Source organism: Falsihalocynthiibacter sp. CO-5D18, assembly GCF_041205445.1.
GTDB classification, from domain to species: domain Bacteria; phylum Pseudomonadota; class Alphaproteobacteria; order Rhodobacterales; family Rhodobacteraceae; genus Falsihalocynthiibacter; species Falsihalocynthiibacter arcticus.
Map to the genome: position 1 here is coordinate 1 of NZ_JBGFCF010000012.1, position 18,363 is coordinate 18,363.

At 52.1% G+C, this 18,363-nt stretch carries 16 protein-coding genes and 2 pseudogenes; 10 read left to right on the plus strand and 8 right to left on the minus strand.

Annotated features, from left to right (window positions below; translation table 11 throughout):
- Positions 1-1,395 precede the first annotated feature (1,395 nt).
- A pseudogene (locus AB9F27_RS15275) lies at positions 1,396-1,587 on the plus strand (transposase); the annotation flags it as partial.
- A 114-nt stretch (positions 1,588-1,701) separates the two neighbouring features.
- The gene (locus AB9F27_RS15280) at positions 1,702-2,154 is read left to right on the plus strand and encodes a GNAT family N-acetyltransferase (RefSeq protein WP_369757913.1); all 453 of its coding nucleotides are present in this window, start codon (positions 1,702-1,704) and stop codon (positions 2,152-2,154) included.
- Positions 2,155-2,353: 199 nt separating this feature from the next.
- Here the strand turns inward: AB9F27_RS15280 and AB9F27_RS15285 are convergent, their stop codons facing one another.
- Positions 2,354-3,013 (minus strand): trimeric intracellular cation channel family protein, encoded by a 660-nt coding sequence (locus AB9F27_RS15285; RefSeq protein WP_369756109.1) that lies wholly within the window; start codon positions 3,011-3,013, stop codon positions 2,354-2,356.
- 181 nt (positions 3,014-3,194) lie between these two features.
- The gene (locus AB9F27_RS15290; protein WP_369757914.1) at positions 3,195-3,692 is read right to left on the minus strand and encodes a lactoylglutathione lyase family protein; all 498 of its coding nucleotides are present in this window, start codon (positions 3,690-3,692) and stop codon (positions 3,195-3,197) included.
- A gap of 98 nt (positions 3,693-3,790) precedes the next feature.
- Here AB9F27_RS15290 and AB9F27_RS15295 point away from each other — a divergent pair, with 98 nt between their 5' ends.
- Positions 3,791-4,681: a LysR family transcriptional regulator gene (locus AB9F27_RS15295; protein ID WP_369756111.1), complete on the plus strand. Its 891-nt coding sequence runs from the start codon at positions 3,791-3,793 to the stop codon at positions 4,679-4,681.
- A gap of 94 nt (positions 4,682-4,775) precedes the next feature.
- Here the strand turns inward: AB9F27_RS15295 and AB9F27_RS15300 are convergent.
- The 4 genes and pseudogenes from AB9F27_RS15300 to AB9F27_RS15315 form a co-directional block, all read right to left on the minus strand.
- Positions 4,776-4,967 (minus strand): annotated as a pseudogene (locus tag AB9F27_RS15300) (transposase); the annotation flags it as partial.
- Positions 4,968-5,728: 761 nt separating this feature from the next.
- Positions 5,729-8,344 carry an amino acid adenylation domain-containing protein gene (locus AB9F27_RS15305; protein ID WP_335586634.1) on the minus strand — a complete coding sequence of 872 codons (2,616 nt, stop codon included), beginning with the start codon at positions 8,342-8,344 and terminating at the stop codon, positions 5,729-5,731.
- Positions 8,337-9,608 (minus strand): cytochrome P450, encoded by a 1,272-nt coding sequence (locus AB9F27_RS15310; RefSeq protein WP_369757915.1) that lies wholly within the window; start codon positions 9,606-9,608, stop codon positions 8,337-8,339. Before AB9F27_RS15310 ends, AB9F27_RS15305 begins: the two co-directional genes overlap by 8 nt.
- A 523-nt stretch (positions 9,609-10,131) precedes the next feature.
- Positions 10,132-10,551, minus strand: coding sequence for a helix-turn-helix domain-containing protein (locus tag AB9F27_RS15315; protein ID WP_369756114.1), 420 nt, complete (start codon positions 10,549-10,551; stop codon positions 10,132-10,134).
- A gap of 74 nt (positions 10,552-10,625) precedes the next feature.
- Here AB9F27_RS15315 and AB9F27_RS15320 point away from each other — a divergent pair, with 74 nt between their 5' ends.
- The 7 genes from AB9F27_RS15320 (at position 10,626) to AB9F27_RS15350 (ending at position 15,196) form a co-directional block, all read left to right on the plus strand.
- The gene (locus AB9F27_RS15320) at positions 10,626-11,030 is read left to right on the plus strand and encodes a mercuric transporter MerT family protein (protein WP_335586631.1); all 405 of its coding nucleotides are present in this window, start codon (positions 10,626-10,628) and stop codon (positions 11,028-11,030) included.
- Between the two features lie 11 nt (positions 11,031-11,041).
- Positions 11,042-11,338 (plus strand): heavy-metal-associated domain-containing protein, encoded by a 297-nt coding sequence (locus AB9F27_RS15325; RefSeq protein ID WP_039003454.1) that lies wholly within the window; start codon positions 11,042-11,044, stop codon positions 11,336-11,338.
- A 6-nt stretch (positions 11,339-11,344) separates the two neighbouring features.
- The gene (gene merF, locus AB9F27_RS15330) at positions 11,345-11,548 is read left to right on the plus strand and encodes a mercury resistance system transport protein MerF (protein ID WP_335586630.1); all 204 of its coding nucleotides are present in this window, start codon (positions 11,345-11,347) and stop codon (positions 11,546-11,548) included.
- An 18-nt stretch (positions 11,549-11,566) separates the two neighbouring features.
- Positions 11,567-13,000, plus strand: a complete 1,434-nt coding sequence (gene merA, locus AB9F27_RS15335; RefSeq protein WP_335586629.1) for a mercury(II) reductase — start codon at positions 11,567-11,569, stop codon at positions 12,998-13,000.
- A gap of 313 nt (positions 13,001-13,313) precedes the next feature.
- Positions 13,314-13,679 (plus strand): cupin, encoded by a 366-nt coding sequence (locus tag AB9F27_RS15340; protein WP_335586628.1) that lies wholly within the window; start codon positions 13,314-13,316, stop codon positions 13,677-13,679.
- A 262-nt stretch (positions 13,680-13,941) separates the two neighbouring features.
- Positions 13,942-14,151 carry a hypothetical protein gene (locus tag AB9F27_RS15345; RefSeq protein ID WP_335586627.1) on the plus strand — a complete coding sequence of 70 codons (210 nt, stop codon included), beginning with the start codon at positions 13,942-13,944 and terminating at the stop codon, positions 14,149-14,151.
- Between the two features lie 70 nt (positions 14,152-14,221).
- Positions 14,222-15,196, plus strand: a complete 975-nt coding sequence (locus AB9F27_RS15350) for a hypothetical protein (RefSeq protein ID WP_335586626.1) — start codon at positions 14,222-14,224, stop codon at positions 15,194-15,196.
- A 347-nt stretch (positions 15,197-15,543) separates the two neighbouring features.
- On the opposite strand, the gene AB9F27_RS15355 is transcribed toward AB9F27_RS15350, so the two are convergent.
- Entirely contained in the window at positions 15,544-17,313 is a 1,770-nt protein-coding gene (locus tag AB9F27_RS15355; RefSeq protein ID WP_335586635.1) for an MOSC domain-containing protein, read from the minus strand.
- Positions 17,314-17,315: 2 nt separating this feature from the next.
- Positions 17,316-18,320 (minus strand): pyridoxal-phosphate dependent enzyme, encoded by a 1,005-nt coding sequence (locus AB9F27_RS15360; RefSeq protein WP_335586625.1) that lies wholly within the window; start codon positions 18,318-18,320, stop codon positions 17,316-17,318.
- Positions 18,321-18,363: the final 43 nt, after the last annotated feature.

Genomic DNA, 18,363 nt, shown 5'->3' on the forward strand with positions numbered 1-18,363 from the left:
CAGCATCTTCCTCACCGGCCTCGACCGCGCAGATCTCACCGCAAGCGACTTTGATTTCGTTTAAAGAGGCGCAATTGAATGCATAAAGGGGCGGGCTTAAGAGGCTCGCCCCTTTCGTTTGGGTGGGCGTTGGGAACCAGTCTCGCACTGCGGTATTCTTGGATTCTGTAGTGATGGTCTACAGCCCTGGTTTACACAAATGCGATAAAAAGTTGGGCCCGATTTTTGTTCTCCGACTGCAGGGAAAGAGACAGAATGCATCGCATTCCGCTTTCTAGAACATATGGGGCTCGTTACGTTAAGCTAAATCCCGTTTACATTTCACGTGTACCCTATTGATTTATAATCGAGGAAATTGGGCCCATTTGTAATAATTCTCTTTTTTTCTAAAGATTTAGGTGGTTATTGGTGCTGTATGTCGAAGTTTCGAATCCTTCCATCCCGACCAATTGGAACAATGACCCACATTGTTTTTCATCAAATCCCTAAATACTGTTTACACATAGGGTATGCCGTTTTCTCCCAGTTTTGTTCTGTTCTTCGACGTGGATACTTGCAGTAACGGTATGAGCTCGTTGTCGCTCGCCACGGTTTTCTGCAATGGTGACGAGGATATTTGCAGCAGAATAATTTTGCTAAAAGCGGCTATTCGCTAATATTTGTACCAACGACTTCAATGACAGGTGATTTCAATCGGTCGACGCAATACTTTACTCTTTTTGGAAAGGTGGAGTGTAAATCAGGAAGTATCGGCGACGAACGTTTTATACAGATACGCAGAAGTCGGAGATGTGGGATCCCTCTCAGCCATGCAAGCATCGCCAGTCGGCAGTGGAGGGCCGCGCGGAGCGGGTGAGATCACGTTTGGCGCCGACACTTAATGATCGTGAGGAGATATCGAGGGGGCTGCGTGGAGAGATGTCTTTGCGATCAATTGCAAGATTCCTGAAACGATCAGCCGCCATGGCGCAACCAAAAAGTATCGTGCGGCACGATCAGATGCCGCAGCGTGGGCCCCATTGGCGACAGGTGATGGGCACAATCACCGAGAGGGGCTCACCGCGCAAAACCCTGCAAGCTGGCAGGCAATGCCTATCTCTGCCGCGCCATATCGATCCGTGACAGAGGGCCGAGATCGAAGACCGCGCAGTCCCGGGCCACAGGAAAGGCGATCTGATTGCAGGTTCCGAGAACAAGGACAGAAACAGCGTTACCCAAGCCTTGATCAAACAGTCCCGCAAGCTGGCCAAAGAGCTGTACCGCTCACTGACTTGGGACCGCGGATGCGAGATGGCCGAGTGTGAGATGGTCACCTTAGTGACGAAGATCGACATTTTCTTGGGCGCCCCACACAGCCCCTCTCATCGCTGCAAGCAGCGACTGCCGGGCAATGCATGGCAACGCGGTTCAAACGAAAATACCAACCGCCTGCTACGACAGTACTTTCCAAAGGGCACCGATTTGTCGATACATAATCAAGCAAAGCTGAGCGCCGTCGCAAGACAGCTCAACGAACGACCCCGAATGACGCTCGGATACGAAACCCCCGCAGCGCGTTTAAATGCATGTGTCGCGTCGACCCGTTGAGATCGCCGCCCATTTTACCTATCTTCTGCGATGCGGCCAAGGTCCGCTTCAATGACTTTGAGTTCCGCGCTATGATCAGAGGTACATGAAACAAGCCTGAAGGAAGGAAATGATTTGAGAATTCAAAATCCAGTAATTCGCCCCGCACAAGCGACGGATGCTAGTGCGTTGGCAGCCTGCATTGACGCGGCATATGCCCAGTACGCGGAGCGCATCTCTGATATGCCATCGGTTTCCGACGGGTGTGCGGACGACATTGCCAACAATCAGGTCTGGGTCGCCGTGCAAGGCGAGGAGGTTATTGCCGGTCTCGTTCTTGTTACCGGTGATGGATTCATGAAACTCGCGAACTTGGCGGTTCACCCCGATCATGGCGGGAAGGGCTTAGGACGCAAACTGATCGAGCTTTCAGAATGTGAGGCCAAGCGGCAAGGATTTAGTGAAATGCGTCTGAACACCCACGTCGATATGCCTGAGAATGTTCGCCTCTATCAGCACTTGGGATGGACTGAGATGGCCCGAAGCGGCAACACCGTCTCCATGAATAAGCGACTGGCGAATGACTGACGAGGCTACCGTACGGTCGGTCTGCTCTTTGCGTCCCAGCTCCGGAGTATGAGTATGCCGCCACAATCTACCTTGGTGTGCTTAGCGTTTCGTTTGGTGCGGTTTCAAATTGAGGTTGTGCGAAAAGCGGGCGTTGGACCAATTTGCAGCGAGGGGTAGCTCTCCGCCCTTTTTGTCGAATGCAGCATTAACAATAAGATTAATCAGGGTTGTTGCGGTTGGCGGCATCAAGGCTGACCTCAGGGTCGCGCCCTGGACGTGAGCGATATACTGGCATACTCCAACCATAAGCCAGCGCACCGCTGCGTGTTAGGAACGCCAAAATAAATCCTAGGCCGGCCGCCACAAATTGATCAACTCCGGCCCCTAGAATACCGACATAAGTCAAACCGCCAACCATCGCCGCAAGGAGATAGATATCTTTGCGCATCAAAACCGAAGGTTCGCTAGCCAAAATATCTCGAAACACACCGCCAAGCCCTCCTGTGAGTACCCCCATCACGACCGCTATCACTGGCGATCCGGTGACAAGCAACCCTTTATAGGCGCCAAACACGGCATAGGCAGCCAGCGCGGCCGCATCGAGCCATAACAACCAAAGGTAGCGCGACTCCAGAAAGTGCGCGATGAAAAACGTTACAACTGCTGCCACCGTGCAGACCAGAATGAACAGCGGTTGTTCAACCCAAAACACCGGCACTCCAAGTATGAGATCGCGAACGGTTCCACCACCTGTGCCAGTAACCATCGCCAAGAAAATGAAGCCGATGATATCCAACTGTTTGCGTGACGCCACCAGTGCCCCAGTCACTGCGAAAAGTGTGACGCCTATAAAATCTAGGAAAATAACAATGCTCATCCAAGCCTCATGTCTTGACGATTAAGTTCGTCGCTGGTGGATACACTAGAAGCTCCCCCCGCTCTCATCAATCGTGGTTTGACAGATTCGGTTAAGTTGCCGTCGGAAATGATTGCAGCGAAGGTCCGGAACGAGGCCAAAGTGCCGACACTCACTTGCAACGTGAATGTCGGCGTCTGGCTTAGGAGTATGCACCGTTAGAGTATGTCAGTTCATAGCTGTGACTGTAGAGTTCAAAGACGATCCCAAAAGGGTCTTCGACGTAGACCATGCGATATGGTTTCTCGTCGGGAAAATATTCGCGCACTGGCATGCGTTGTTTGCCACCGGCCGCAACAATCTTTTCCAGTAGATCTTCAAGGTTTGGATCCTGAATGGCAAAATGAAACATGCCGTGTTGTCTGAAGTTAAGGTTATCTTCTGGTGCCTTGTGTCCTTCAAATTCGAACAGCTCAAACCCGATGCGATCAGCCGTCGCTAAGTGCGCGATGCGCATGCGCCCCCAACCTTTGCCAAAAACGTCCGAGCACATCTGGCCAATGTCGCTATCGTCTTCGATAATGACAGTAGGTTCCATGATGACATAGAAGCCAAGAACGTCGCCGTAGAATTTGATAGCCTTGTCTAAATCCGGAACAGATAGACCGATATGAGAGAATGAACGTGGTGTCGGTTGCATGGTGTTTCCTTTCAAGAGTGTTGAAAGAGAATTAGATGGACTGCGCCCGCATTAAAAATTATCATTTTGTATGATTTTCATAATTTTTTGAGGCAGTCATGCTAAATGCCACGTGGTTGGATACCTTTACAACGCTGTGCGACGTCGGACATTTTACGCGGACGGCGGAGCTATTGGGGATGACACAACCTGGTGTTTCGCAGCATCTGCACAAACTGGCGTCCCAAGTCGGCAAACCGCTGATATCAAAGGATGGTAAGTCCTTTACGCTCACCCCTGCTGGTGAAGCCGTGCTGGCCATCGGCCTTGCGCGACGTCAGCAAGAGCGCGAATTGCAAGACACCATTCAAACTGATGATCCAGACGTTGGCGACATCAGCATCGGGTGTTCCGGCAGCTTTGCCATGTGGCTCTATCCGCATATTCTTGATCGGATGCAGCACGCGCCAGAGCTTGTGATCAGTGTTACGGCTGCTCCACATATGAGCATTGTGACATCCGTTCTGAATGGAGAGTTTGATCTGGGGGTCGTCGCGGAACCCATCAGCCACCCCCGACTGGACGCACATGAATTGGCCCGAGAAGAGTTGTGTTTGGTGGTTCCGCGACCCTTTTCTGGGCGAAAACTTGATCTTAATCAGTTAAACGAGCTTGGTTTTGTCGCGCACCCAGACGGGTATGCATATGCGGATGATCTTTTTTCGCTGAACTTCCCCAAGGACTACAAAGGCTCTGATCGCTTAAGAGTCAGGACTTTCGTCAACCAGATCGGCCAAATCCCAATTCCCGTTGCGCAGGGGCTAGGGTACACAATATTGCCAAAATCCGGCGTGGATGCCTTTGCTGAAAATCAGGAGTTGGCGATCATTCAACTTCCGAAACAACGGTACCATGATCTGTGGGTAATTTCCCGTAAGGGACGGAGCGACATCGCGCGTGTCGCGGCTTTGAGCGACTTCATTAGCCGTACGGCAACGGCTTTGAGATAACGTTACACAGGGGTAACAAACAAAATGGGTATTGGCCGGAACAGATAGGTGACGTTCAGATGAGTATATTGAACGGTAGCTTCGTCCGGCGATCTCAACTGGTCGACGAGACACATGCATTTAAACGCGCTGCGGGGGTTTCGTATCCGAGCGTCATTCGGGGTCGTTCGTTGAGCTGTCTTGCGACGGCGCTCAGCTTTGCTTGATTATGTATCGACAAATCGGTGCCCTTTGGAAAGTACTGTCGTAGCAGGCGGTTGGTATTTTCGTTTGAACCGCGTTGCCATGCATTGCCCGGCAGTCGCTGCTTGCAGCGATGAGAGGGGCTGTGTGGGGCGCCCAAGAAAATGTCGATCTTCGTCACTAAGGTGACCATCTCACACTCGGCCATCTCGCATCCGCGGTCCCAAGTCAGTGAGCGGTACAGCTCTTTGGCCAGCTTGCGGGACTGTTTGATCAAGGCTTGGGTAACGCTGTTTCTGTCCTTGTTCTCGGAACCTGCAATCAGATCGCCTTTCCTGTGGCCCGGGACTGCGCGGTCTTCGATCTCGGCCCTCTGTCACGGATCGATATGGCGCGGCAGAGATAGGCATTGCCTGCCAGCTTGCAGGGTTTTGCGCGGTGAGCCCCTCTCGGTGATTGTGCCCATCACCTGTCGCCAATGGGTCCCACGCTGCGGCATCTGATCGTGCCGCACGATACTTTTTGGTTGCGCCATGGCGGCTGATCGTTTCAGGAATCTTGCAATTGATCGCAAAGACATCTCTCCACGCAGCCCCCTCGATATCTCCTCACGATCATTAAGTGTCGGCGCCAAACGTGATCTCACCCGCTCCGCGCGGCCCTCCACTGCCGACTGGCGATGCTTGCATGGCTGAGAGGGATCCCACATCTCCGACTTCTGCGTATCTGTATAAAACGTTCGTTGCCGATACTTCCTGATTTACACTCCACCTTTCCAAAAAGAGTAAAGTATTGCGTCGACCGATTGAAATCACCTGTCATTGAAGTCGTTGGTTCAAATTAGTATGACACTCGCTTCCCGTGTCAGGTGGACGTTTGCCTTTCCAGCATTTCTCGCAGTTCTGTCTCCCACTTTTCCGAAACGTCGGAATCGAAAATGGCTCCGTGATCAGCACTCAGTGCCATAAAGTTCGCCGTCTTCAGAACCTTCTTCCACGCATCTTCTCCACCCTGCTTTGGTGTGAATACCGCTAAAGTTTGCCCCGTGTATGGCTTCGCAATATACTCTCCAGCCTTCCTTCGTGCCGAATACCAGAAAACAGGCCAGAGTTTCTTTGGCAAAAGGCTTTCTTGAACAAGGTTGGGGTAGCGGCGATGAAGGTGGAATATTTGATACATCAACCAGTTCCCACCGCGGATCATTTGAATCGGTCTATATAAAGATGTGATCAATCCAGCGAGCCCGTGCCGACGAATACGGCCCATGCTGTTTCGGCCGTATTTGGACATTTGAGATGCTGCACTTTCGTGATGGGCGACCATTTCTGTCCCATCGCTAGATGTGCGTGAAAGCTTAAAGGGGTCAAGGATTAAAAGCTGTTCGACATCTCTCCCAAGCGCCTGCAACTGCTGTGCTATCTCAAATGCGACCAAGGCACCAAACGAGTATCCCGCAATCCTGTAGGGCCCCTGTGGTTGCAATTTTAGAATACTCTCTATGTATGTGGCGGCAAGTTGCTCGACGGTCTCCATCTCGACCATTCGCCCGCCAGTCGCCCAATAGGCAACCGCATAAAGCGAGCATGGAAGACGCCAACGGTGGGCCATTTTCAGATCAACGCCAACAAAGAATACCGGAGTGGTTTCTGGCCGTTCGACCAAAGGGAAAATGAAACTGCTGTCGGAGCGCACAAACTGCTTGGCCCGGATTTCATCAACCATGGCAGCAAAATCACGCAGAACCGGAGCCTCGAAAACCAGTTGAGACGGCAAGAACAATTCCAGTTTGTGCTCCAATCGCAAGCTGATGTTCACAGCGGCAAGGCTGTCGCCACCGATTTCAAAAAAATTCGATTCAGGGCCAACGTTAGGGTCGCGCATTGAGCGGCCCCAGATTTCGGCGACAATCGCTTCCGTTGCCGTCATATTGCTTTCAGCTACGCTCGGCAGAGACGTAATCGCTACCTCGCCTTGAAGAGCACGGATCGCCGCACGGTCAACTTTAGCGTTTTTTGTTATCGGCAACCTATCCAGCACAAGATATTTTGCCGGTATCATCGCTTCTGGGATTTGAGCTTCAAGGTGTTTCCGGACTAAGAACAAATCTGGTTGTTCTTCGCCATCAAGGACGATGGCAGCCACAATGGCGCGCGTGCGGCTCTCGGTTTCAAACCAAGTCGCGGCGGCTTGGGCAATACCAGCTTCGTTCTCAAGCAGAACTTCGATCTCTCGCGGCTCAATGCGGCGGCCCTGTATGCTAATTTGATCGTCAAACCGCCCCTTGTACGACAAAAATCCCGCAGGACTTCGAACGACCCTATCACCAGTTCTATAAAAACGCGTGTCTCCTCGCAAAACAAACCGCTCTTCTGTCAGATCAGGTCTATTTCGATAACCTCTCGCAACGCAGATATCTCCGAGCAACAACTCACCTTCGACGCCTTGTGAAACCAGATTGCCATATTCGTCTTCGATGCGCACCGATACGCCATGAAATTCACGCCCAATTGGCGCTGAGATATCAATCAAATTCTCCGCCGCCGTATGCTCCAGTAAATGCCCCGTTGCCCAGACCGTAGCTTCCGTTGGGCCGTACATATTCCACGCTTGGTCTGCATATCGCGCTATTGTTCTTGCCATCGACGGGGTGACCGCTTCTCCTGCGCTGACGGCAATCCTCAGTCTCGGAAAATCCGGAACATAATCGAGGATAACGGACCAAACGGAAGGGCCGGTGTGGATTGCAGTTACACCTTCTTCGCGGACGAGACGCGCGATTTCCCTCGGTTTTAGGAGTGTCGACTTATCACGCAACAAAATGTCGGCGCCGACGATTAACGGCAAGAAAAACTCGATCACCGAAATATCGAAAGCCAGCGTAGTGACGCCCAGAAAGGTATCCTGCGAGGTGAACTCAAACAAATTGCGCGCCTCAACCAAAACATTGGTCATACTGTGGTGTTCGACTTCCACAGCTTTCGGCGCGCCCGTACTGCCTGAGGTGAATATCACGTAGGCCAGATCAGTAGAGGATGGCGGCGGTGGTAGGTTGAGGTCAACGCTCCCAATTGCATCCACATCGTAAAACTTGATCTCGGGGCCCCCGCCGGAACTCAGCTTTTCGAAGGTTTTTCGGTCGCCAATTGAGCGGCGGCATCCGGCAATCTTCACCATCGCCGATACCCGTTCCGGCGGTTCTTGAAGGTCGATCGGCAGATAGGCTCCGCCAGCGCGCATAATGCCCAGAAGTACCGCCGGAAGATCAGCCGTTCGCTGCATGAACACGGCAACAGGCTCTTCCCGCTCAAGGCCGTCGGCGTGTAACGCGCTCGCGACCTTGAACGCAAATTCCTCGACTTGCGCGTAGCTGCGCGTGCCATCACTTGCCCGGACGGCGAGAGCATTTGGGGTTTGTCTGACCTGAGCGGAAAAGAGATCGAAAACAGTTTTTTCCAGTGCAAACGGGCTGTCATCACGCATGTTCGTCTCCGGAAATATGTTGCAGCTCAACGTAGAAATCTACTGGAGGTTCCCAATGGTAGGGCCCGCGAACCGACGGGCCGTCGTTCACTGGCAGCACACGGTAATTCCCAACAAGGCATGTTAGAAAACGCGCCCCCAGAGCGACCGACACAGAGGCAAGCGGGCATTGATGATGGTCCAGTCCAAATGGGGAATAGACGTTAGGCGAGGGCGCGTTATTCATGAAACGAGAGGGTGCAAAATCGAACGGATTTTCAAACTTATCGGGCAGTTTATGGGATTCCCACATGCAAATGCGAACCCGCCAATCTTTGGGGAACTTAAAACCTTCGAAGGTGAAACCTTGCGTGATACGACGAATGAGCCGCTCGCTTTGATCAAGCCTTAGAGTTTCGAGCACAAAGGCGCGCGAAAAACTTCGTGCCGTTTTAGCATCGGCCTCATTGCGGATTTGGTCACTGCTATGACCTGACAGGCCTGCGTTTTTGCAGATCCACAGAAACAAGCCAGCCATATCGTATCGTCCAATCTCGACCATATAGATCAGGTTGCCGAGCATTGTGCTGTCAAGCTGGCCGTTATTATTTATCGTCGATATCACGCAGTCGTCAGTTTCCCCAACATCTGTCGCAAGCAGGGTGCCCAACTTGGCCACAAGCGCATCAAATGCAAGCTTCTGATTATCGCCCACATTCCATACAACTCCGTGGGGACCAAGTCTTTGGAAGAGCTGGCAAACTTCTGCAAATTCCACTGTTTCAGGGCGCAGGCCAAAGAACAAACGGATTAGAAATCCTGTGGAAATTTCGGAAAGCGTATCGTGGAGCATTGACGCCGCGTCGTCACCTTCAAGATTGGCTTCCGAGTACTTTTGAAGCGCAGCTAAAGTGAGTGCTCTGTAATCTTCTTGCGTACCTTCCGCGCTCATAGCACTTACGGCCTTGGTCAAGGCCGCTCGATAGTGAATGTGCTCGTTTCCGGTCATGTGGCGCATGAAGCCAGCGGCCACTACAGGCGTAATGTCGATATTAACCGGCTGCAAACTTTCTGCATGCGTTTTCAAGAGCGCACGACCAAGCTCCAGACCAACAACACAGATCTGGGGTCGGTCTTCTTCTTTTATTTTAAATATTGGTCCATGCACTGCGGAGAGATCAGAAAGTATAAACCTATTGGTTCGTTCGAGTTTTTCCAGATCTTCAAGTTCACCGTGCGGAATACGGTTTCGAAGGCGGTTTCCAAACCGCGAAAGAATGCTCACTTATTCCTGCCCCCAAGTTGCAAAAGTATGAAGGTGTAATTCTGTCAGAGTGTCGCCGATTCTGCTATTAAGTTGTTGGTCCCTTGTCTCTGTGCTTAGCGATTGGGATGAGCCCAAAACACTCTTTTATCCAATCAACCAATTTAGCCGGCAATTCTATAGCCCGCGCGTCCCGCAGACAGAGTGATCAAAGTTAACGCACAATAAAAAACTTGAAAAGATTCAGGAGCATAGCTGAGCCTAAACTTAGGAAACAACGCAATTCAGTGAATTGTATAATTATCAAAACAGAAGGCATTTGTGCGTGGTGCAGCGAATGTCCGGTTCCCGCCCCTTAGGTCGAAATGTGCTCGGTGCGGAAATTGGCCAAATCACTCACCCATCAACGTCGTGAACGGCCTTAACCGGCGACTGGTGATTGGTGCAGCATTTTTGTCGGTTGAAACCTCGGCGTGCGGACAAACCGACGTTTGACCGAGAGTTATCTTATGTCCGCTTAGCCTCATGGTGGAACACCCTAGGGTCACCGTGTTTCGAACAGTGTGTCTAGGATGGGGCAATCAGGCACATCGCCTTGGCTGCACTCTGCGGCCATTCCAACAAGGGCTTTCTCTAATTTCCGCAGCCCTTTGATCTTTTCGCGCACTGACGCCAAGTGCCCAACGGTCAATCCATGCACTTCACCACATGTGAAATCTTGCCGGTCCACCATTTCCAGCAGTTGGCGGATTTCATCAATGCTGAACCCAAGTTCGCGGGACGTTTTGATAAAGGACAGCCGCTTGAGCTGGTCGTGGTTGTATTGGCGATTGCCACCTGCCGTGCGATCCGGCTTCGGCATGATGTCGATGCGTTCATAGTAGCGAATTGTTTCAATATTCACGCCGGTTCGCTTGGACATTTCGCCAATGGGATACCCTCGCGCATTCGTGAAGTCGGACATCGAAAAAACCCCTTGTTTCTGTAGTGGCTACAGACCGCATCTTACATGAAGAAACCTGAATTGCGAGGGCCTGCATGACTGACACCATAGACGCTGACCTAAACCAGAGCGACCCTGACAGCCGAAAGGCGCGTATGGTTGCTGCGGGCGGCATTCTTGGCGCTCTTGCCGCCTCTACGTGCTGCATTGTTCCGTTGATCCTATTCAGTCTTGGTATATCCGGTGCATGGATCGGCAATCTGACGGCCCTTGAACCGTACAAGCCAATCTTCATTGTGATTACGCTGGGGTTTCTCGGCTACGGCTACTGGATGGTTTACCGCACGCCCAAAGCCTGTGCCGAGGGTGACACTTGTGCCCGCCCACTTCCCAACCGGTTGGTGAAATCCGCGCTGTGGGCATCAACATTTCTTATCGTGATCGCGCTGTTCTGGAATTGGATCGCGCCGGTCGTTGCTCCCATTCTTCTTGGTCTTTGAAAGGACATACAATGAAACTCCACACTTCCGTTTTGGCCCTGCTTGGTTTTATGGCCGCCAGCCCTATCTTTGCGGCTGAGCAAACAGTGACATTCTCTGTTCCTGGTATGACCTGCGCAAGCTGCCCCTTTATCGTTGAATCTGCGATGGGCGCCGTACAGGGCGTTAATTCAGTGAGCGCAGATTCTGACACGCGCACAGCATTTGTCGTCTTTGATGATGCCATGACCAGTGCAGATGATATCGCACGCGCCTCTACGTCTGCGGGTTATGAGGCTGAGCTTGTACCCAACGACAGTAATTCGTGAGCGTAAATGAAAGATAGACTACTTAAAATGGGCATCGTCGGCACGCTTATTGCAGCGCTGTGCTGCTTCACTCCCGTTCTGGTGGTGCTTTTCGGCGTCGTGGGCCTTTCGGCTTTCGTCGGCTACCTCGACTACGTTCTGTTGCCCGCCTTTGCCATATTTGTACTGATCACGATTTTCGCTGTCCTCCGCCGTGCGCGGAAAATCTGAACTTGAAGGACCAACCACATGCTTGATTCACAGAACACAAATGGGGTTGATACCGATACATTTGACCTCGCTGTCATTGGTGCTGGCTCGGCTGGATTTTCCGCGGCGATCACCGCAGCGGAGGATGGAGCACGGGTTGCTCTTATAGGCTACGGAACCATCGGTGGCACTTGCGTCAACGTCGGATGCGTCCCGTCTAAAGCGATGATCCGTGCGGTCGAAACACTTCACGCAGCCAAAGGTGCCGCCCGCTTTGACGGCGTGGAGGCCACGGCAAGAGTGACGGATTGGGCGGCAATGGTGGCCCAAAAACAAGCCTTGGTGGATGATTTGCGCGTCGCAAAATACGTTGATGTTCTGCCAAACTATGAGGGCATTACGTACATCGAAGGTCAGGCAAGCTTCGCGAAAGATGGTTCCTTACACATTGGCGGTCGTACCATTTGCGCGCCAAAAATCATCATCGCAACGGGTTCCTCCCCGCATGTTCCAGATATACTCGGACTGGACGGTATCGATTGGCTGGACAGCACTTCGGCACTTGAACAGGAGCAACTTCCAAAATCGCTGATGGTGATGGGCGGCGGGTATATTGGCGTTGAGCTTGCTCAGATCTTCGCCCGAGTTGGCGTCGCAGTGACTATTGTCACGCGTCGCGGTTTGCTGCCAGAGGCTGAACCCGAAGTCAGCGCGGCCCTGACGAAAGCCTTCGCCGATGAAGGCATCAAAGTGCTGGACGGATTGTCATATGATAGATTTGAAAAGTCGGACGAGACTGTCATCCTTCACGCCAAACACAATGGCGTCGCAGTCGAGATCAAAGCCGAAAAGCTGATGCTGGCGACAGGCCGTGCCCCAAACACGGGTTCTTTGGCGCTTGATGTCGCCGGTATCGACACGAATGCACGCGGCGGAATTGTGATTGATCCTCAAATGCGCAGCACGCGGGACGGCGTTTATGCCACAGGCGATGTGACGGGGACCGATCAGTTCGTCTATATGGCCGCTTATGGCGCAAAGCTCGCGGCCAAAAACGCGATGAACGGAAACACACTGAGCTATGACAACAGCATCATGCCTGCTGTTGTTTTCTCTGACCCACAAGTGGCCAGTGTCGGCCTTACCGAGACGCGAGCTAAGACATTGGGATATGAGGTGGTCACATCTGTCCTTGGGTTGGAGCATGTACCACGTGCTTTGGCTGCGCGTGACACACGTGGGCTCATCAAGTTGATTGCGGAGAAGGAAAGTAAGAAGCTCCTTGGAGCGCACATCATTGCCCCAGAAGGCGCAGATAGCATTCAGACGGCCGCCATGGCCCTCAAAATGGGCATGACCTACGACGATTTGGGCGCGATGATCTTTCCCTACCTCACAACCGTCGAGGGGCTAAAACTGGCCGCGCAGACATTCGAAAAGGATGTCGCAAAGCTATCCTGTTGTGCGGGGTAGTACATTCATCTTCCAAGCACTAAATTGTTTCATCTTCGCGTTAGCAGACATTGGCAGCGACGCGGAAAAGCTAAGCTATGGGCTCACTGCCGCCGTTAGCAGCGTTTGCGCATCGAAAAAACTGGGTCGCAGCCCCGAGCGTCCTCTTTCTTCAGGTTGCCCAATTTAGTTTGCGAACGCAGCGAACAAACGCTCTCCGCCCATATTGTCTTTGTCGTGATCGGCCCAAAGGCCCCGTTCATGTCAGTTACATTAGACATAGCATTCTATTCCAGCAATAATCAATTTTATGCATAGGATGGGGGTTTTCAGTATGCAATTTCAAAAACTAATTGCTGACGAAAATGGCGAGAGTCATTGGATGGATGTCAGCGTCACATTGACAGAACGCAGCTTTGCGCCACCAGCTCAAGCTATAGAAATATCAGAGCCAGAACGCGTGAAACAGGCTATGTTTTTGAGGCTGCGGTCGGGATGGAATGAACCAATTCATCCAACACCCGTCGCGCAAAAACTAGTGTGTCTCGCGGGCACAGTAAGAGTGACGGCCAGCGATGGCGAATTCCGCGACATTGGCCCGGGTGACGTTTGGCATATGGAAGACAAGCATGGAAAAGGTCACCACACCACGGTGACCAGCAAAGAGGACTTTGAATCCATTATCATTCAATACGAATAACGCTCCCCTAGATCAGTCGAAACGGCGGAAAAGGCCGCCCGAAGACACTAGACGTCGAAATGCTTGAAGGGCCGTTTTTTATGGCCGCGCTGCGCCATCGCGGGTTCAAGCCAAACGCGGGTCAGCGACCTGTATGCATTGCTTTGACTCCAGTCGCGGCGGTCCGCTTAGGCTCCCGAAAGGTCCACGTGTCATGCATTGGGATGACATGTGGCGGCACGAGTATTGACTATGATGAAGTGGCAACAAGGAGAAACTCATCATGGACTTCAATCAAATAATATCCGCTCAACGCCTTCCCAACAATCAGTTCCGCTTCGATCAGGACGCGATGGAACGCTCAATTTTGCGCGCCGAGGAACGCCGTGTGCAACGGCGTGCAGCGTGGCAAAGAATGCGCGTATTGGGTGGCACAGTTGCCCAATACTCGCGTTCGATTGCGATTTTGAGCCTAGGTAAACGTCACAGTTGAGGTAAAGTCATTTTAACCTCCTGCCACATGGGATGAAAGCGTGCAGTTGGCAAACAAGTGGAGCCGATCAATGCCTTTTACAGATGAAGAGGAAGAAATTCTTACCTTCCTGCGGTCGGAACAAGAAAGCTATTACCACGGCGACTTTGATGCCTTCGTCGATCATTGGCATCACGGGCCCGAAGTGCGGCGCATTATATCTGGGCCGCAAGTCGGTACCCGCATTCATTCTGGCTGGGATGAACTGCTCCTTCGTTTTCAAGAGGGCTTTCGCCAATTTCCGCAAAATTTTGAAGCGCGTGATTTACTGCGGTGGGAAAATATTCAGTTTCAAATAACTGCTGATATGGCATGGATTTCCTATGATCAGATTGCAGTTAAACACGTTCCGAAAATGCATGTTTCGCCGATGTCGCATGAAGTTAAAATCATTCAGAAATTTAAGTGCTCTTGGAAGATAATATGCTTGATAGTCGTTGTTCCCGGAATTCGCCGCGAGGATGTTCCGCTCATAGAACTCGCTGCAGACGGGCGTGTTGCTCGCATCAATAAGTTGGCCAGCGAGCGGCTAGGGGCTCATTCTGGGTTGGTGGTTTCAGGCGGAAGACTTCATGCACGGATTAGGAAATTTGACGCAGATCTTCACAAGGCAATTGAACGCGCAAAAAACCGTCTCGCAACAAATCTGCCACGCGGCTTTCAGAGTGAACCAGCCAGTATTGTCCCAATTGGCGAAAACGAGGCTGGCCATCCTATTTTTTGCTGGATCGCGACCGAGCAAGAGCGGGTGTTGATATCGTTTGATGATGAGTTTTTGTTACGTGGGCGATTGGAAGCTGCGGTCCCAACGTTCGGACTTTCGCCCGCGCAATTGAAACTCGCTGAGTTACTCGCTTTGGGACAAGATTTGGGAACTGCAGCGTTGGAGCTTGGGGTTTCGATAAATACTTTGCGCACTCAAGTTAGGCGAATGTTTGAAAAGACCGACACCCATAACCAAGCCGCATTGCTGTCACGCTTGTTAAACTCGCAAGGTCCGGACTGAAATTTGTTTGCTGTTCTGGGCGACGGCTCTATTCTGGATAACCGACGTTAGTGCATGAGAAATCGCTGCGATTTTTCACCAATGTCTGCAATGACGGACTGCGCCGCAGCATTTGATATTGTCGCAAACGGCGGCACTGGGCCATTCGCGACATTAACGGGCGAGTGATTTGGCCCAATTTCTGCACCACGCACTTTTCGACTTAAAGAGCGGGAACGAGACGCGCGCCGCATAGCGCACGGAGATATCCATTTTACAAGCAGTGAGGTGGCAACACTAACTGGTTCTGATTTAGTGCACCAGTTTACCACACGACCTTCGTGCATGAATGCCCGCGCTTACCCATTTTAAATATCCAACGTCAGAGTTTCAGTGGGAATTGAGGTGCAAAGCAACGTTCTCACACGATCTTCGCCTTCTTCCCCGACAAGCCGTTCGGTCGCCCCAGCTATCACGTTGCACTGGCAAGTGTTGCAAATGCCTGCGCGACAATGCGAGGGCGTAATGACACCGCGTTTTTCAGCGAATTCAAGTAAGGTGCCGTCTTGCGGTCTCCAATAATCGGTGATGTTAGATCTGCTCAGAGTAACTTTGATTGGCGGTGAAGGGGCTATTTCCCGCATATTTACTGTAACACTTGAGGAGCAAAATGAATCGCGGAAAACCCGTTCCCTTGGTATATTCGCCGCTTCTATGTGGTCATCCAAACTTCTAACAAACCCGTTGGGCCCACAAATATGGATATCGGCTTGAGCTATATTGGCCTGTTCAATCACGGCGTGACAATTTGGGCGTCCGTGATGTGCCGTTCTCCGGTCGCCCGTATTTTGCGTAAGATAAAGATGCAATTCGATATTTGGTAATGCCGCCGCAGCCTGTTCAATTTCGTCCCACAGTGCCAATTTCTCCGGATCACGCGCAACGTGATGCACAACTATAGGGCCGGCGTATTTTAGCACTGCGAGCGCGCTTAATTTTGCAATAATCGGCGTGATGCCGATGCCCGCGCTCACAAAATGAATGGCCTTGCAAGGATCGCGCAGAGTTGCCTCACCAAAGGGGCCTGTCAACGTGACCATATCGCCTGCAACGAGGTTGTGCATGGCCTGTGACCCAACACCGATGTCACGCTTGACGGTGACACGGAGTTTGCCTTCTTGTACTGGCGAGACTGTATAACTCCGCCAAATTCTCTCGCCGCCCAGACCATGAATGCGGATATACTGACCTGCTTTGAAATCGCTGAGCGCGCCGATGTCCGAAAGGCTGTCCTCGATCCAAATGGATTTTATATCTTCGGCTTCATGGCGTGTTTCACAGATAGTCGCGGGCCGTGGCCAATGCGGCAAAGACGGGGCGGTGGAAACGGACGCGGCCTTGCGGACCGCAGATTGGCCTGCGCTCGGCGTGATCTGAGCAATAGCAGGGGTGCCTATCCGCCCAGTATTACGAACCGATGCGTAGACGCCGCAAAACATGTGGCCAAAGTGCTGTTGCAGTGCGGCTGGCATATTTACGTCAAGCTCACCCGTGTCGACATTCACTGACGTCGTTTTGCACCGATCAATTGGGCGTATAATGTCAATCCGCGCGTCGCCGATCTCAAGAGACTGCCCCAGCCAGTGAAATTCCGCCCAAGGCTCCGCGCGGACGTAAATGTTTGCCCGAAACTGCAAGGGGGCAATAGGCCTCTTGAGAGTTTTCGCAATTTCCTCGATGGTCGCAATATTGATGATCGAGAGTGCAGCGTCGGGATGGTCCCAATATCCGCCGCCTTCTTTCCTGCGATGCACCGGCGTCTTCTCACCAAAATTTGTTGCTAAATTGACCAAACATTTGCTGTCTTCATCAATGTGCTCAACCAGCAACTGTGGGGACGTCAATCTAAGCGTTTCATCCAGCACATCGAGTTGGTAGCGCGTTAGATCTGGGCGAATACTCATGCGTTGAAATGCTTGGCAGGGCGTCCATCCCCCCGCAGGTTCAACATGTTGCGAGTTGAACCCAAGTGCAAGCGCGCGATCGCCAGCGATCCCTTGGCCCACCTTGAGATCAACGACTTCCAGACGCTGCGCAGGAAATCCCTTGAGCGGGTAACGATAGAGGTCCTCGATCATAATCACGATAACACACCCTCGGTGATGAGAACCAATGCGCGCGCATTTTTCCCAAGTTTGGCTTGCTCAACGGCGGCAAACCCTGCAGCACCCGAGGGCGTCGAGTATAAATTATAGGAGCAAAGATCATTGACCGCTGATTGCGCCTGCGCATCTGTGATCGTCGTGAAATGATCTGCTTTCTCACGCAAAATTTCAAATCCCAACATTGAAGCGGTTTTGCAATCCAGGCGCCCCATGTTGGAAACAGGCCCGGACACCTCGACAAGCCGGCCAGCTTCCACACTATCCCGCAGGCAAGGCGCGCGATTTGGTTCGACCACAGTGATGTGGGGCTGAACGGACCAATTTTTGCGGATCATATATGTGATCGCACCCGCCATGCCGCCAACGCCCGCTTGCAAAAAGACATGGCTCGGCCAGTCGCCCTTTTCCTCAAACTCAATCCGCATTTCCTCGGCAATGATCGTATAGCCTTCCATCACCAAACGAGGGGGCTCAGTATATCCTTCCCACGATCCGTCGGCCAAATGGATGCCGTCTCTTCGCGCGGCCTCTTCAATGGCGGATTGCACGCTCTGCTCATAGGTTTCGCCAGAGATAACCACCTGAGCTCCCAGAGATTTAAGCCGCACAGCGAAGGCCTCGGGCACGAGTGTTGAAAGATGAATTCGCGCCTTTGCACCAAACAACTGCGCACCGGCGGCAACTGAAATCCCATGATTTCCGGCGCTCGCACAAATGAATGTCATGCCCTTGGCCTTTGCATGAAAATCCGCCAGAGGGCGGCCCCAATACTCTTCGTCCCCCATGATCAACCGCGCAACCGCATATGCGCCGCCAAGAGCCTTGAACGAGCCAAGGCCCATACGGCTTGTTTCATCTTTGAGCAGGAGAGGTGTCTGGGACAGGTGCGCTCGCACCAAGGGAGATGGCGCATAGGCTGGCCAATGCTTCAGAAGATGGGACGGAGAAGCGGGGCAAAGTGCGAAAGTTGAATGTTTCATAGAGGTAATATATCAAAGACGCGTGATGGCTAATGATCATAAT